Source organism: Vagococcus luciliae, from assembly GCF_024637875.1.
Lineage (GTDB): Bacteria > Bacillota > Bacilli > Lactobacillales > Vagococcaceae > Vagococcus > Vagococcus luciliae.
Genome location: NZ_CP102451.1, coordinates 310,865 through 325,836 on the forward strand (window position 1 = coordinate 310,865; position 14,972 = coordinate 325,836).

The 14,972-nt window shown below is 34.9% G+C and carries 15 protein-coding genes; 1 reads left to right on the forward strand and 14 read right to left on the reverse strand.

Going from position 1 to position 14,972, the window contains the following annotated elements; translation table 11 throughout:
• Nucleotides 1-47: 47 nt before the first annotated feature.
• Both G314FT_RS01660 and G314FT_RS01665 read right to left on the reverse strand, forming a co-directional pair.
• The gene (locus tag G314FT_RS01660) at nucleotides 48-1,724 is read right to left on the reverse strand and encodes a DAK2 domain-containing protein (protein ID WP_423837517.1); all 1,677 of its coding nucleotides are present in this window, start codon (nucleotides 1,722-1,724) and stop codon (nucleotides 48-50) included.
• 45 nt (nucleotides 1,725-1,769) lie between these two features.
• A complete protein-coding gene (locus tag G314FT_RS01665; protein ID WP_071456054.1) occupies nucleotides 1,770-2,132 on the reverse strand; it encodes an Asp23/Gls24 family envelope stress response protein in 363 nt (120 codons plus the stop codon).
• Nucleotides 2,133-2,350: 218 nt separating this feature from the next.
• Between G314FT_RS01665 and rpmB the strand changes: the two genes are divergently transcribed.
• Nucleotides 2,351-2,539, forward strand: a complete 189-nt coding sequence (rpmB, locus tag G314FT_RS01670) for a 50S ribosomal protein L28 (RefSeq protein WP_071456053.1) — start codon at nucleotides 2,351-2,353, stop codon at nucleotides 2,537-2,539.
• A gap of 44 nt (nucleotides 2,540-2,583) precedes the next feature.
• On the opposite strand, the gene G314FT_RS01675 is transcribed toward rpmB, so the two are convergent.
• From G314FT_RS01675 to G314FT_RS01730, 12 genes are all read right to left on the reverse strand, one after another.
• A complete protein-coding gene (locus G314FT_RS01675; RefSeq protein ID WP_257701818.1) occupies nucleotides 2,584-3,234 on the reverse strand; it encodes a thiamine diphosphokinase in 651 nt (216 codons plus the stop codon).
• The gene (gene rpe / locus G314FT_RS01680) at nucleotides 3,234-3,887 is read right to left on the reverse strand and encodes a ribulose-phosphate 3-epimerase (protein WP_257701819.1); all 654 of its coding nucleotides are present in this window, start codon (nucleotides 3,885-3,887) and stop codon (nucleotides 3,234-3,236) included. The genes G314FT_RS01675 and rpe overlap by 1 nt, the downstream gene beginning before the upstream one ends.
• A gap of 16 nt (nucleotides 3,888-3,903) precedes the next feature.
• On the reverse strand, nucleotides 3,904-4,788 hold the full coding sequence (gene rsgA, locus G314FT_RS01685) for a ribosome small subunit-dependent GTPase A (RefSeq protein ID WP_257701820.1): 885 nt from the start codon (nucleotides 4,786-4,788) through the stop codon (nucleotides 3,904-3,906).
• A gap of 333 nt (nucleotides 4,789-5,121) precedes the next feature.
• Entirely contained in the window at nucleotides 5,122-6,990 is a 1,869-nt protein-coding gene (gene pknB / locus G314FT_RS01690) for a Stk1 family PASTA domain-containing Ser/Thr kinase (RefSeq protein WP_257701821.1), read from the reverse strand.
• Nucleotides 6,987-7,739, reverse strand: a complete 753-nt coding sequence (locus G314FT_RS01695; protein ID WP_257701822.1) for a Stp1/IreP family PP2C-type Ser/Thr phosphatase — start codon at nucleotides 7,737-7,739, stop codon at nucleotides 6,987-6,989. Before G314FT_RS01695 ends, pknB begins: the two co-directional genes overlap by 4 nt.
• A gap of 17 nt (nucleotides 7,740-7,756) precedes the next feature.
• A complete protein-coding gene (rsmB, locus tag G314FT_RS01700; protein ID WP_257701823.1) occupies nucleotides 7,757-9,127 on the reverse strand; it encodes a 16S rRNA (cytosine(967)-C(5))-methyltransferase RsmB in 1,371 nt (456 codons plus the stop codon).
• Nucleotides 9,120-10,064, reverse strand: a complete 945-nt coding sequence (gene fmt / locus G314FT_RS01705; protein WP_257701824.1) for a methionyl-tRNA formyltransferase — start codon at nucleotides 10,062-10,064, stop codon at nucleotides 9,120-9,122. The genes rsmB and fmt overlap by 8 nt, the downstream gene beginning before the upstream one ends.
• Nucleotides 10,057-10,548 (reverse strand): peptide deformylase, encoded by a 492-nt coding sequence (gene def / locus G314FT_RS01710; RefSeq protein WP_257701825.1) that lies wholly within the window; start codon nucleotides 10,546-10,548, stop codon nucleotides 10,057-10,059. The genes fmt and def overlap by 8 nt, the downstream gene beginning before the upstream one ends.
• Nucleotides 10,549-10,571: 23 nt before the next feature.
• Complete coding sequence (gene priA / locus G314FT_RS01715; RefSeq protein WP_257701826.1) at nucleotides 10,572-12,986, reverse strand: primosomal protein N'; 2,415 nt, start codon at nucleotides 12,984-12,986, stop codon at nucleotides 10,572-10,574.
• A gap of 73 nt (nucleotides 12,987-13,059) precedes the next feature.
• Nucleotides 13,060-13,371 carry a DNA-directed RNA polymerase subunit omega gene (gene rpoZ / locus G314FT_RS01720; RefSeq protein ID WP_257702479.1) on the reverse strand — a complete coding sequence of 104 codons (312 nt, stop codon included), beginning with the start codon at nucleotides 13,369-13,371 and terminating at the stop codon, nucleotides 13,060-13,062.
• Between the two features lies 1 nt (nucleotide 13,372).
• The gene (gmk, locus tag G314FT_RS01725; protein ID WP_257701827.1) at nucleotides 13,373-13,987 is read right to left on the reverse strand and encodes a guanylate kinase; all 615 of its coding nucleotides are present in this window, start codon (nucleotides 13,985-13,987) and stop codon (nucleotides 13,373-13,375) included.
• A 93-nt stretch (nucleotides 13,988-14,080) separates the two neighbouring features.
• Nucleotides 14,081-14,968, reverse strand: a complete 888-nt coding sequence (locus tag G314FT_RS01730) for a YicC/YloC family endoribonuclease (protein WP_257701828.1) — start codon at nucleotides 14,966-14,968, stop codon at nucleotides 14,081-14,083.
• Nucleotides 14,969-14,972 lie beyond the last annotated feature (4 nt).

Below are 14,972 nucleotides of genomic sequence, written 5' to 3' on the forward strand. Positions count from 1 at the left end.
TATTTTATATGTTAAAAAAAGCCAAACCAAAGTTTGACTTTTTTATCTTATTCAGCTGCAAATAGATAAGGATAAACTGGTTGATCTCCTTGATGAATCTCAACTTCTAAATCACTATCCATTTCAAGCAATGCCTCTTCTAGTAATGAAGCTTCTTCACTTGTCCCATCTTCACCAATCAAAATCGTCACAATTTCAGTATCTTCAGTCATCATTTGTTTTAGTGTTTCTAAACTTGCATCAAAACGACTTGGGGTTGATACCACAATTTTGCCTTCAACCATTCCTAAGTTATCGTCTTTTTTAATTTCAACGCCATCAATGCTTGTGTCACGAACAGCTGTCGTTACTTGACCACTTGTTACCCCTTCAAGCATATCTAACATATTTTTTTGGTTTTCTTCTAAAGATACTTGATCATTGAAACCAAGTAACGCTGTCATTCCTTGAGAAATTGTTTTTGATGGAATCACAATGGTTGGAACATCACTGACTTCTGCTGCTTGATCTGCTGCCATAAAAATATTTTTATTATTAGGTAAAATAATCACATTTTCAGCATTTACTGCTTGAATAGCTAGCATAATATCTTCAGTACTTGGATTCATTGTTTGTCCACCACTAATTACATGATTGACGCCCATACTACTAAACAATTCCTGTATTCCCTTACCTGCTGCAATTGAAATAATACCATATGGCATTTTTTCTTTTGGCATATCAGCATTAGATGCGTTTGGTGTGTCCATTAATGATTCATGTTGCAAGCGCATATTGTCCACCTTAATTTTAATTAATGAACCAAATTTTTGGCCATAATTCATTACTTCTCCCGGATGTTCTGTATGAACATGGACTTTAATAATTTCATCATCAGCCACAACTAATAATGAATCACCAATTTCATTTAAATAATTTCTAAATGTATCATAGTCAAATGTGTCATCAACTGTTGGTCCTTCACCAATTTTCACCATGATTTCTGTACAGTAACCAAATTTAATATCATCTGTTGACATATGACTTTGTACACTACGATGATGCTCAGCATTGACCATTTCTTCCATTTGAGCTGGAGAAGGTTGATATATCTCACTTTCGACGACTTTTCCAGATAACGATTCAACAAAGCCCTCATAAATAAATACTAATCCTTGTCCACCACTATCTACAACCCCAACTTCTTTTAGAACTGGTAACATATCAGGCGTCTTAGCTAATGCTTTTTTAGCCCCTTTAAGAGCCGCTTCCATAACTTCTAAAGCGTCATCACTTTCTTTAGCTTTTTTCTCGGCTGCGATCGCTGCTCCACGTGATACTGTTAAAATGGTCCCTTCAACTGGTTTCATAACCGCTTTATATGCTACCTCAACACCATTCTTAAATGCATCTGCTAAATCTTGCGCATTTAAGACTTCTTTATCTTCAATTTTTTTAGAAAATCCTCTAAATAATTGTGATAGGATAACACCAGAATTACCACGTGCCCCCATTAAAAGACCTTTAGATAAAATAGCTGCCAACTCACCAACATGTTCACTAGTTGCTTCTCTAACAGCTTTTGCTCCACTAGTCATTGATAAATCCATATTTGTTCCCGTATCGCCATCTGGCACAGGGAAAACATTTAAAGAATTGACAAATTCTGCGTTTTGGTTCAGTCTATTGGCGCCGACTTGTACCATTGCTTGAAATTGCCCTCCGTTGATTGCTTTTAGTTCCACTAAAATGTTCCTCCTCGTATGTTTAACACATTAATCTACATGATTTTATTCAGGTTGCACACGCACACCTTGGATAAAAACATTTACTGAGTTTGCAACAACGCCAAGCATTGTTTCAAGATTATATTTAACTTTTTCTTGTACATTACGACTTACTTCAGAAATTTTTGTTCCGTAACTTACCATGATGTACACATCCACTGCTACACCATTTTCTTCTTGACGAACGACTACCCCACGAGAATAGTTTTCTTTACCTAAAATATCATTTAAATTATCTTTAATTTGATTTTTACTTGCCATACCAACAATCCCGTAAATATCTGTGGCAGCACCACCGACAACTGTTGCTATCACATCATTTGAAATTTCAATGGTTCCAGCTTGTGTTTTAATTTTTACAGCCATTTTACTACCTCCTCAAAGTCAGTATTACCCATTATCATTCTTTAGTTTATCATAAAGACGATTTTTATTAAAGAATAATTATCTTTAAACGCTTATAACATCGCTTTTATTGTAACTTTATCATATTTTTTATTGCTTTTTGTTTCTTTTTATGATAAATTATTTTAGTATGATTAATAGAATCGTAAAAATGCCAGCAAAGCAAAGGAGGGAATATCATGGCAAAACAATGTTATATAACTGGTCGTAAAGCAAGAACTGGTAACAACCGTTCTCACGCAATGAACGCATCTAAACGTACTTGGGGAGCTAATCTTCAAAAAGTCCGTATTTTAGTTGACGGTAAACCAAAAAAAGTTTGGGTTTCTGCTCGTGCTTTGAAATCTGGTAAAGTTGAACGCGTTTAATAAAATAGATATTAAAAAAGCAACCTAACTAGAGGCTGCTTTTTTTATTTGTCTTTTGATTGAATGACACACATAAGGCCACTTGCAAATGAAAAGCGAGTCGTTCCTGAAACAAACTCATTACTAGCATATGACGTTGGTTGTAATACCTCTACATCATCTAACTGATACTTTGCATCATATAAAGATAGATGTGTCATAGGTGTTAAGCACACAAATGCGAGGTATTTTTTATCTGACTCTTTTTTAATGGTGTATTCACCAGGGAAAAAATAAGAAATTGTATTCTGATTGTCTTTTATCACAAACCTTGTAGCAATCGTTTTAAACCGTTCTTGGCATGGTAGCCATAGATTAGCTAAGAAATGATCTAAACGCCCGCCAGTACCACCTATCAGGATAATTTTAGCATCATCTGATAATTCGCTAGCGACAGAAATACCAATTTCAGTATCCGTCTCATCTTTTTCAGCTGGATATTGTGTCACTTTTTCCACATGTTTTTTAACATACGAAAGTTCTTCAGGACTTAGCGAGTCAAAATCTCCTACCGCCATATCAATAGATAATCCATGACGAACACCCTCGTAAGCTCCCCTATCAACCCCAATAATATGACTAGCTTCATCAAATATATTCATGCTTGGCCACAATGTTTTATCACTACCAGCCAACACAATAATCGACTTTTTCATTACTTACCTGCTTCTTTTAATTTTTTAATTGGCTCAGCTACATCATCATATTTATAAACATATGATCCAGCAACTAACACATCTGCTCCAGCTTCAACACATTTTTTAGCCGTTTCATCATCTACACCACCGTCTACTTCAATTTCATAGATGTAATGCTTCTCTTTTCTTAATTCCGCTAGATCTGTCACTTTATCTAAACATTCAGTAATAAATTTTTGTCCGCCAAATCCTGGGTTAACAGTCATCACTAATACTAAGTCAACCATAGATAATACTGGTTTTATCATCTCGACAGGTGTTCCTGGATTAATCACCACGCCAGCTTTCACACCACTTGCTTTGATTTGTTGAATCACACGGTGCAAATGTTTCGTACTTTCAGCATGAACGGTAATAATATCAGATCCTGCCTTAGCAAATTCTTCAATAAAACGCTCTGGTTCAACCATCATCAAATGCACATCAAACACTAAATCAGTGACAGGTCGAATAGATGAAATAAGTGCTGGACCAAACGTAATATTCGGAACAAATTGACCATCCATCACATCAATATGAATGTAGTCCGCTCCTGCATGATCCACACGTTTAACGTCTTCTCCTAATTTTGAAAAATCAGCGCTTAAAATTGAAGGTGCTATTTTTACCATAATCTTTTCCCCACTTTTATTTATTTTTTTTATAAATTGGTTTTCTATTAGCAATCTCATCATAAAATTGTAAATAATGGTCATAACGACTCGCTAATATCTCCCCATTTTCCACCCGTTTTTTTACTTCACATTTTGGTTCATGACGATGTTTACATTCTCTAAATTTACAATAAACAGACGCCACAACAAATTCTGGAAAACGTTTAGGTAATTCCTCTAAAGTCATCTCTAAAAAATCAATGGAACTAAATCCCGGAGTATCCGCCACCAATCCACCAAATAAATCAACCAATTCCACATGCCTTGTTGTATGACGACCACGGCCTAAACTTTCAGATATCTCTCCCACTTTTAATGATAGTTCTGGGGATAATTGATTTAATAAAGTTGACTTTCCAGCACCTGATTGCCCCATAAATACAGTTAGTTTATCTTTGAAAAAATGCGTTAAATCCTCTAATGAGTCTTTTTCGGCTAATAAAACAGGATAGCCTATTTTTTCATATTCTGTTTGGATGACTGCCATATGATTGCGTTCTTCTCCATTGGCTAAATCCATTTTGGTCACATAAATAATCGGGTCAATGTCTTTTTCAGATAGAGTAACTAAAAAGCGATCTAAAAGATTCGTTGAAAAATTAGGTTCAACACAGCTTGATACGACAACGCCCTGATCAATATTAGCAACTGGTGGTCTAACTAAATCATTTTTACGCTCATAAACATCTAAAATATAACCGTCTGTTTCATTTGTGCTCTCAAATTCTACCCAATCTCCCACAAGGGGTGTAATATTTCGATTTCTAAAATTACCTCGTGCTCGTGTTTGATAACGTTTACCTTTATAATCAATGTAATAAAATCCACTTAATGCTTTACATATCTGTCCTTTAGGCATTTATTTCCTCCTTTAGTAGTCACATAATTCTAGTGTTATTGTACCATATTTCACTTTTATTTAAGAAAAAATATAGCACAAATAACTCTTATTAGAAAACTCTACTGCCATTATAGTAAATACAAAAGCCGTCACATCTCCAAGTTCGTCGTCATAAAAACCAAGCGGTACCAATAAAACGTTAGATAGTCATTAACAATCACTTGTACTTTTAGGTACTTCTACCATTATTACTAGTGTAGGTACTTTTATTCTTAGAATAAAATTAGTTTAATAAATAAAAAATACCCAAGAGATAGGTTGTTCCAACTTTTTACTCTTGGGTATTTTTTATTAATCTTTTTTATCTTTTGGCTCACTTTGACTAGGTTTCGTGTTGCCATTATTGTGATTATTTTGATTGTTATTTTGATTTTCTTCGCTTTCAGGTTCTGAACTCTGAGTTGTTTCACTTGATTCAGTTGTTTCACTTGAAGACGTCGTCGAACTACTTGGTTGTGTTTTAGCTGGTTCTGGACCCATCGAGTAAACCACTTGAATATAATCACCTTTTTTAACAGGTGTTCCACCAGCAGGAGATGTATAAATAACCTGACCTTGTGGAACAGTCGCACTGTATTCTTGCGATTCACCTTGAAGGATTAATCCTTCACTATCGATATAACGAAGAACTTGGTCCCTTGTATAACCCGCTAAATAAGCTAAAGAAAAATTATCTGGACCTTTGCTAATTGTTAAGGTGATTGTCTCATTCTCAGGAACAATATCTGTTCCTTGCTTGATACTTTGAGAAATAACAGTATCTTTTTCCACTTCATTTGATGACTCATTTTTCTCAAGTATATTGTCTTCTTTAAAGCCTAAATCTAATAAGGCTTTTTTTGCCTTATTAGAAGCTAATCCTTCCACTTCAATCATCGAAACAGTCTGCTTACCTTTACTTACATACAAAGTTACTTCAGATTTTTTTTTGACTCGGGTGCCAATTGGCGGTTGTGTCTTAACAACATTACCTTCTGCTATTTTATCATCTGACACTTCTTCTATTTTCGAATTAACTTTTATTTTTTTTGCATCTAATGCATTGATAGCTTCTGCCTGTGACATATTTTCGACATCAGGGATTTCTACCTCATCTTGTCGTGTCCCTAATGCAAACAATCCCACGCCAATCGCCACCAAGATAGCAAGGATACTAAAAATAATTTTATTTCTTTTAGAGGAAGGCTTTTTCTTTGGTTTTTCTTCCTCAGATAAATCTAGTTCAGATTCTTTCAAAGGTATCTTTGAAACGATTGGTTCGGGTTCTTTTACAGGTGTTAACATGATTGTTTCATCTGTCATAGAACTTGGTGTATAGATTGGTTCATTTGCTCTCTCTGGACTTAAGGATGTGCTTAAATCAGAATACATATCATTGACTGTTTTATATCGATCTGAAATTTCTTTTGCTGTAGCATGGAGTACCACATTCTCTAACGCTTGTGGGATATTAGGATTGTATTGTCGAACAGATGGAACGTCTTTTTGAAAATGCTTCAATGCTATTGAAACAGCCGACTCCCCTTCAAAAGGAACTGTTCCTGTCAATAATTCATATAAAATAATCCCTAATGCATAAATATCAGATTGTCTTGTTGACATACCACCTCTTGCTTGCTCTGGTGACAAGTAATGTACTGAACCAAGCAATGTATTTGTTTGCGTTAATGATGTCTCTGATAGAGCAATCGCAATCCCAAAATCTGTGATTTTTACATTTCCTTGTTCATCAACTAAAACATTTTGTGGTTTTAAGTCTCTATGGATAATACCATGTTCATGTGCCAAAGACACTGCAGATAAAATCTGTTCCATCATGTAAACAACTGTATCTAATGGAATAGGAGAATAATTGCGAATATAATGTTTTAAATCAGTTCCTCGAACATATTCCATTACAATATATTGCATGCCATTTTCTTCTCCTACATCATACACACTGACAATGTTAGGATGAACCATTTCTGTTGCGGCAAGAGCTTCACGTTGAAAGCGTCGAATCGCATTTTGATCATCTTGAAAATCGAAACGTAATACTTTAATTGCCACTTCACGATTTAAAATCAAGTCACGTGCCAAATAAACATTTGCCATTCCACCACTACCAATATTCCCTATTATTTCATAGCGTTCCCCTATTTTTGTTCCTATATTTATCATGGTGTATCCTCCTGTAACTCATCATCAAAGTCTATCAGTAGCACAGTAATATTATCTGTTCCGCCAGCTTCGTTTGCTTTCTCAACTAACTCATTGACTCGACTCTTCAGTGACTTGCCATTTGACATAATCAATTTAATATCTTCATTAGAGAGCATATTAGTTAAACCATCTGAACATAATAAAATTATATCTTTTTCCTGACAATTGATCAGTGATATATCAACTTCAACTTCACCCGGTACGCCGATTGATCTTACTAAAATATTTTTTTTGGGATGATTTTGAGCCATTTCAACAGATATTTCACCTGTTTTAATCAGTTCATTAACCAGCGAATGATCTTCGGTCAATTGTTTAATTTCCTGATTCCGCACTATATAAGCTCGGCTATCACCTACATGTGCTAAAATTAATTCTTTTTCTAAAAGAACAGTCGATACAATAGTCGTACCCATTCCAAACATTTCTGGATGGGAACTTCCTTTATCAAAAATTCGTGTATTTTCTTCTTGAATGTGAGAAACTAACCACTCACATACCTCGTCTTTTTGAGTTAACATGGTTTCTTCCCAAACTTCGCCTAATCCAGTAACGGCAAGATAACTTGCTGTATCTCCAGCTTGGTGTCCACCCATTCCATCTGCGACAATCGCTAATGTAATGTCTTTTTTATTTTGATAAACACCAACTGTATCTTGATTATTTTTTCTTTTACGTCCTACACTCGTTTGGAATTCAATTTGCATGCTTACACTCCCTTAATCTATGCTTTTCTTCTGAAACAACTAATAAAAAATCCATCTGTGTGATAATGATGTGGGTACAACTGCAACTGTTTATCATGATAACTCTTAGATAAATGAGTTGCTCCTAAAACATCTATTAATTCAAATTCAGGATGTTTGTTTAAAAATATCGCTACCACATCTTTATTTTCTTCATGAGTCAATGTACATGTACTATAGGTAATTATACCCCATTGTGCTACTTTTGACACAACACTTTCTAAAATTTCCAATTGAATCCGTTGTAAATTCATAAAATCTTCGGGAGTTTTATGGTATTTAATGTCTGGTTTACGTCGTAATAATCCTAATCCAGAACAAGGTGCATCAATTAAGACTCGATCAAAATAATCATCTGGAAATTCATCGTTGACTTCTCTAGCATCCAATAATTTTGTTTCAACAACATTTTCTACATGTAATCTTTCAGCATTTGATTTGATTAATTTAATTTTATGTGGATGGATATCCAAAGACACCACTTTTCCACCATCTTTTTTGTTTAAAAACGTTGCGATATGGGTTGTTTTTCCTCCAGGAGCAGCACATGCATCTAATACCGTATCACCTACATGAATTTGCATGCTTGGCGCAACCAACATTGAACTTTCATCTTGAATCGTCATTCTTCCGTCTTTAAACAATGAGCTACTTGCTAAAAATCCTTTTTCAGCAACGACTCCATAAGGTGAAATCTGACTTTCTTCTACGTCTAATCCTTCTTCACGCAACACGTTAATGGCTTTATCTCTTGCAATGACTCGCGTATCAATTCTAGCACTCACATGACTTGGCTGTAATAGTGATAAACCTAACTCTTTTGTTTCGTCAAATCCTATATCATCGACTAGACGTTTTGTTAACCATAACGGCATACTAATTTCAAGCGACAAGCGTTCTACTTCATCTTTTACTTCTTCTACTGATAGCACACCTTGACGTTGAATATTACGTAAAACACCATTAACAAATTTTCCAATTCCAGGATTTCCTTTAGCTTTGGCAATGGTCACAGCATCATTAAAAATGCCATATTCTGGTACTTTATCTAAATAAAGCATTTGATACATGGATAAATATAATAATTCTTTCACCCACGTATCGACTTTTTTTGCTTTTTTGATAAAAGGAGCAAGGTAATACTCTAGTGTTAACTTGCGACTAATCGTGCCATAAACAATCTCTGTCATTAATCTTGCATCTTTATCTGATAATTGGTGGCGTTTAATCGCTTCATTAATTAAAACATTTGAATAGGCTTGATTATTCGCAATTTTCGTCAAAAGTTCAAGAGCTGTGTACCGAGCTGTTTGTTTAATATGTTTTGGTACTTGTTTTTGTTTACTCAAGAATGTCTCCCACTTCCACTGTTTTTCCGACACCATTTAGAAAATCTGTCACACTTAATTGTCCTTTTCCAGCTGGTTGGATAGTATTTAACTGTAAAACACTCGACTTGCCACATGCCACTTGCAAGCTGTGTTTATCTTTAAGAATAATCGTTCCTGGTGATTTATCTGTTGTTTTTTCTGGCAATGGGGTCACATCCCACATTTTCCATCTCTTATCTTGATACATCGCGTAAGCTACTGGCCATGGACGCATCCCTCTAACTTGGCAATCAATTTGTCGCGCAGTTTTATTCCAATCGATTTTTTCTTCTTCTCGTGAAATATTTGGCGAAAAACTGACAAGATTCTCATCTTGTTTTTGAGGAATAATCTTTTCTTCTATCAATAATGGTAAAGTCTTTAATAATAATTCTTTCCCTAATACGCTTAATTTTTCAAACATTGTTCCAACATCATCTGTATCTAATATAGGAATCGCTTCTTGAGCTAATATATCTCCTGCATCCATTTTTTTTATCATTTCCATAATCGTGACACCTGTTTCTTTATCCCCATTAATAATAGAATAATGTACAGGAGCTCCACCACGGTATTTAGGTAGTAATGACGCATGGACATTAACGGCACCAAGCTTTGGAGCTTTTAATAAGCGTTCAGGTAAAAATTGACCAAATGCTGCAGTTACAACCAAATCAGGATTTAACGCGATAACGTCTTCTAATTCTGCTGACTGACTGATTTTTTCTGGTTGAAAAATAGGTAAATTTAAATCAAGTGCTGCCTGTTTCACTGGAGGTGGGGTTAACACACGTTTTCGTCCCACTGGTCTATCTGGCTGTGTCACCACACCAATAACGTCATACCCTTCATCTACTAATCCTTGTAAAATTGGCACTGAAAAAGCCGGTGTTCCCATAAAAACAATTTTAGTCATAACCATGTTCCTCCATGTAATCAATTAATTCATCTGGTGATAATCTTTCAATTATTTTATCTGTAAACAGTTTACCATCCAAATGTTCTATCTCATGTTGCATGACACGAGATAAATAGCCTGATACTTCTGCTTCTACTTCATATCCTTCTCTATCTACAAATCGCACAATAATGTCATCATATCTTTCGACTGTTCCATAAATGTCAGGAAAACTTAGACAACCTTCCACATCAACTGTCATACCTGATTTTTTTATAATTTTCGGGTTAATCATCTCAAATAATCCTGACTCGTCATCGACATATACAATAGCCACTCGACAAGATTCACCTAATTGATTGGCTGCAAGTCCTATCCCATCTTTTTCTGTCATGATTTGATACATCTCATCAAGTAATTCAATTAATCCATCATCTATTTCTGTAACTTTTTTTGTTGGGGTGGTTAATACAATGTTAGGATATTTTATTATTTCTCTCATGTCAAACTCCTTTGTTTTACGCACTAAATAAAGTGCTGCGGTTCCATATCAATACTAACCCGTAAGCCACTACGAATATCTTTTTGACTTTCTTGTAATATTTCTTGTAACACCTGATTTAAATTTTCTTCAAAACGGTATTTTACCACAGTTTGATAAAAATATCTGCGGTTCATACGTGCCATTGGCTTTGGTGTTGGGCCTAAAATAATCGCTTGCGGTGACAAAGCAGATTGTATTTTTTTTGCAATCTCATGCATTTTTTTTGCTGCTTGAATTTCTTTTTCATGACTCACAATTAACTGAACTGTATAATAATATGGCGGATACTTTCCTTGTCTTCTCAAATTCATTTCATGCTGATAAAACGCTTCGTAATGCTGATTTTTCGCTAAAATAATCGCATAGTGTTCTGGATTGAACGTTTGAATCAGTACTTTTCCAAGTTTATCTCCTCGTCCTGCACGACCACTAACTTGTGTTAATAATTGAAACGTCCGCTCACTTGAACGAAAATCAGGCAAATTCAATGCCGTATCTGCATTTAAAACGCCCACTAATGTGACGTTTGGAAAATCCAACCCTTTTGCAATCATTTGCGTTCCAAGTAAAATATCTGCTTCTTGTGCACCAAATTGTTGCAATAGTCGTTCATGACTCCCTTTTTTACGAGTTGTATCAACATCCATTCGTAAAATTTTAGCTTCAGGGAGTAGCTGTTGTAATTCTTCTTCTACTTTTTGTGTGCCTGTTCCATAATAACGTATCTTTTTACTGTCACAAATTGGGCAACATTGAGGAATGCTTTCTTCATGCCCACAATAGTGACACTTCATAGATTTTGTATCCATATGCAGTGTTAACGAGATATCACAATTAGGACAAGGCAAGACATACCCACAGTCACGACACATCATAAATGAAGAATAACCTCTTCGATTAAGCATTAAAACTGATTGTTCTTTTTTCACTAGTCGATCTTTTAATTCGTTTATGAGAGGCATTGAAAAACTTCCTGTGACACCTTGTTTTAATTCTGCTCGCATATCAACAATTGAAACAGTTGGTAAAAGAGCATTATTAGAAGCCCGTTTTGTCAATGTTAATAATTGGTACACATTTTTCTGTGCTCTTGCTCGTGATTCTAAAGATGGCGTCGCGCTGCCAAGCAATACAGGACACTTGTGATATTCACCTCGCCAAATCGCCAAATTTCTGGCATGATATCTTGGAGATTCATCTTGTTTATAACTTGTTTCATGTTCCTCATCAATAATAATTAACCCGATATTTTCTAGTGGGGCAAAAACAGCTGACCTAGCCCCAACGACGACTTGTGCTTCTTTACGCTCAATTTTTCGCCACTCATCGTATTTTTCACCTTGAGACAATCCACTATGTAACACTGCGACTTTATCTCCAAAGCGTCGTTTAAATCGTGTTACGGTTTGAGGAGTTAAGGAAATTTCTGGAACAAGCATAATAGCTGTTTTTCCTTCTTCTAATACATGGGAAATAGCCTGTAAATAAACTTCAGTTTTTCCACTACCCGTAATACCTTCTAATAAGAACACATCATTTTGATGAGCTGAAACAGATTGGCTGACAGCATCTAAAGCAACTTGTTGTTCTTCATTTAATACCAATGCTTCATCTTGTTGAAACAACCGATTTTTATATGGATCTCGGTAAACTTCTCGTTCTTCTTGTATTAACCAACCTAATTCCACTGCTTCTTTAATCACTTGTCTGGATAAGTCATAATATTCAACTAATTCTTTTACTGAGAATTCCCCTGTTTGTTCAGAAATAAAAAAATCTAATAGTTTGTGTTTTTGATGAGCATTTTTCCTAATGTGAGTTTGAATATCTTGTAGTGTTTCTTTGGGTAAGTTCGCTTGAACAACTTTCATCGTTTTAACTTTATTTTTTGTTGTCACTTCATAACGAATATCAACCATGCCCTCTTGCCTCAAACGATGTAGCTCCGACAAATAAGGGGTATCCTTTATTTCTTCCCAATCACGCTCTGCTAATCCTAGAAACACCTCTTCTTCAATATGAGGTGGGATATCTCCAACTGCTACTAACCATTTTTTGTAAGTTGAACGCATCACACTGGGTAACATCGTTTGAAGACATGTAATTTTAAATGAAAAAGTCGTCTTTGCCATTTCATCAGCTAAAAGCAACAACTCATCATTCACTACAGGATGTAAATCCAAAACAGCTTTTATTGGTTTTAAGTTATCTATCTCTTGTTCACTTTCTATATCAACAACAAAACCTTGTATTCGACGATTTCCATTACCAAATGGCACATCGACTCTCACACCTACTTCAATGGCTTCTTCCATATCGTTTGGAATTAAATAAGTAAAAGGCTGATCTGTTTGCATCGTTGGAACATCAACTATCACATGTGCTATTTTTGGCATTTCTTCACCTTCTTTTTTTACATTCTACTCGAATAAAAAAACCCAAGAGGTCTATCTCTTAGGTTTTTTTGTGTTACATTTTTTTCTCAAATTGGATACGTGCTTCAAGTTCTTGATGTTCGCGTCGTTTTAATGCTTTTTTTTCTTCTTCTTGTCTACGAAGTAATTCTCTTTTTAATTCAGGGTTTGGATCAATAACCACGTCTCCAATAGCGATTTCTTCAAGGGAACGACCGACATTTTTGACAGAAACAAATTTATCTGGTTCAATCATTGGTTGAGCTCCTTCATCTAGCTCATGCGCTCGCTTACTTGCAAGGATAACCAATGAATATTTTGAATCGACTTGCTCTAATAATGAATCAATTGATGGATATAACATAATTTTATAACTCCTTTAACATATTTTCATAGCGACCAATCACGTGATCTACACGGTAATGTTCGCTTTCGATAATTTTTTTAATCCGTTGTACTGCTAATTCAACCTCATCGTTGACTACCGCATAGTCATAATGACGCATCATTTCGATTTCTTCTTTTGCTTTTGACATACGCTCTTCTATCACTGATAACGCATCTGTTCCACGATTAACGATTCGTGCTTTTAATTCACTAAAATCTGGAGGGGTTAAAAAAATAAAGACACCATCTGGCATTTTTTCTTTGACTTTCATGGCTCCTTGCACTTCAATTTCTAAAAAGACATCTTTGCCTTCATCTAATGTCTGATTAACATAATCTAATGGCGTACCATAATAATTACCAACATACTCGGCATATTCTAACATTTTTCCTTCAGATATTAATTGTTCAAATTCTTCTTTTGATCGAAAGAAATAATCTACACCTTCCACTTCACCTTGACGCATTTGGCGTGTTGTCATTGAAATAGAATACTCAAATTGATTGTCATCTTTTTCAAATAACGCCTTTCTAACTGTCCCTTTTCCAACACCGGATGGACCTGATAATACAATTAATAACCCTCGTTCTGACATCGTGTCGTCCTTTCACTTACAATTTTCTTAGTTTACCTTCTATAATGCACCCTAGAGAATTTTTTTGCAAGTATCTATGAGAATTTTTATCAATTATTCAATATTTTGAACTTGTTCTCTAATTTGTTCAATCAACGTTTTCAATTGAATTACACTAGATTTAACATCTAAATTAGTTGACTTTGATCCAATTGTATTAACTTCTCGATTCATCTCTTGGATTAAAAAGTCCATTTCTTTACCAACGGGACCATTCTTTTTAAGTAGTTGTGCCATAGAATTCAAATGCACATTCAATCGATCCAATTCTTCAGAAATATCACCCTTATCCACTAAAATAGCCACTTCACTTAATAACCTAGACTCATCAATAAGAGTATCGGTCATCAAGTCCATCATTTTTTGTTTCAGTTTATCGTAATGTTCTTGTTTTATGGTTTCTGTTTTTCTTGATATCCTTGATATCTCTTGCTTAATCAAATCAATGTATTCATAAAAGAACGATTGAAGGCCCTCACCTTCAATTTGTCTACTTCTATTTAGTGCTTCTAGCGCTTGCTTAAATACGGCTAATAAATCTACCTCAATATCATTTATCACATCTTTTTTTTCTACTACCTCAACTAATGATGGATGTAATATTCCTCCTTCTAAAAATCGCTCAGCAGAAAATGGTTGCTTTTTATAACGATGAAATTCAGCATCACCTAAATCCTGAACTAATCTATCTAACACAGGCCAATTAATTATTAGCTCCTTAGAAGATGCATTTTCTTTTGTCAGAGTAATAAAACTTTCCACACGGCCTCTAAATAATTGCTTTTTTATTAACTGCTTCATTTCTATCTCAAGATGATTATATTCTCTTGGTAAACGAACTTGTGTATCTAAAAAACGGTGGTTGACTGATTTTATCTCAACCACTATCTGATAATCTTCTCTTTGACACTCTCCATGCCCATAGCCTGTCATACTCTTCATACTT

Bases quoted from the DNA above. Each gene is read 5' to 3' on its own strand.
- G314FT_RS01665 (WP_071456054.1), bottom strand. From the start codon at position 2,132: ATGGCTGTAAAAATTAAAACACAAGCTGGAACCATTGAAATTTCAAAT.
- rpmB (WP_071456053.1), top strand. From the start codon at position 2,351: ATGGCAAAACAATGTTATATAACTGGTCGTAAAGCAAGAACTGGTAAC.
- G314FT_RS01675 (WP_257701818.1), bottom strand. From the start codon at position 3,234: ATGAAAAAGTCGATTATTGTGTTGGCTGGTAGTGATAAAACATTGTGG.
- rpe (WP_257701819.1), bottom strand. From the start codon at position 3,887: ATGGTAAAAATAGCACCTTCAATTTTAAGCGCTGATTTTTCAAAATTA.
- rsgA (WP_257701820.1), bottom strand. From the start codon at position 4,788: ATGCCTAAAGGACAGATATGTAAAGCATTAAGTGGATTTTATTACATT.
- pknB (WP_257701821.1), bottom strand. From the start codon at position 6,990: ATGATAAATATAGGAACAAAAATAGGGGAACGCTATGAAATAATAGGG.
- G314FT_RS01695 (WP_257701822.1), bottom strand. From the start codon at position 7,739: ATGCAAATTGAATTCCAAACGAGTGTAGGACGTAAAAGAAAAAATAAT.
- fmt (WP_257701824.1), bottom strand. From the start codon at position 10,064: ATGACTAAAATTGTTTTTATGGGAACACCGGCTTTTTCAGTGCCAATT.
- def (WP_257701825.1), bottom strand. From the start codon at position 10,548: ATGAGAGAAATAATAAAATATCCTAACATTGTATTAACCACCCCAACA.
- priA (WP_257701826.1), bottom strand. From the start codon at position 12,986: ATGCCAAAAATAGCACATGTGATAGTTGATGTTCCAACGATGCAAACA.
- gmk (WP_257701827.1), bottom strand. From the start codon at position 13,987: ATGTCAGAACGAGGGTTATTAATTGTATTATCAGGTCCATCCGGTGTT.
- G314FT_RS01730 (WP_257701828.1), bottom strand. From the start codon at position 14,968: ATGAAGAGTATGACAGGCTATGGGCATGGAGAGTGTCAAAGAGAAGAT.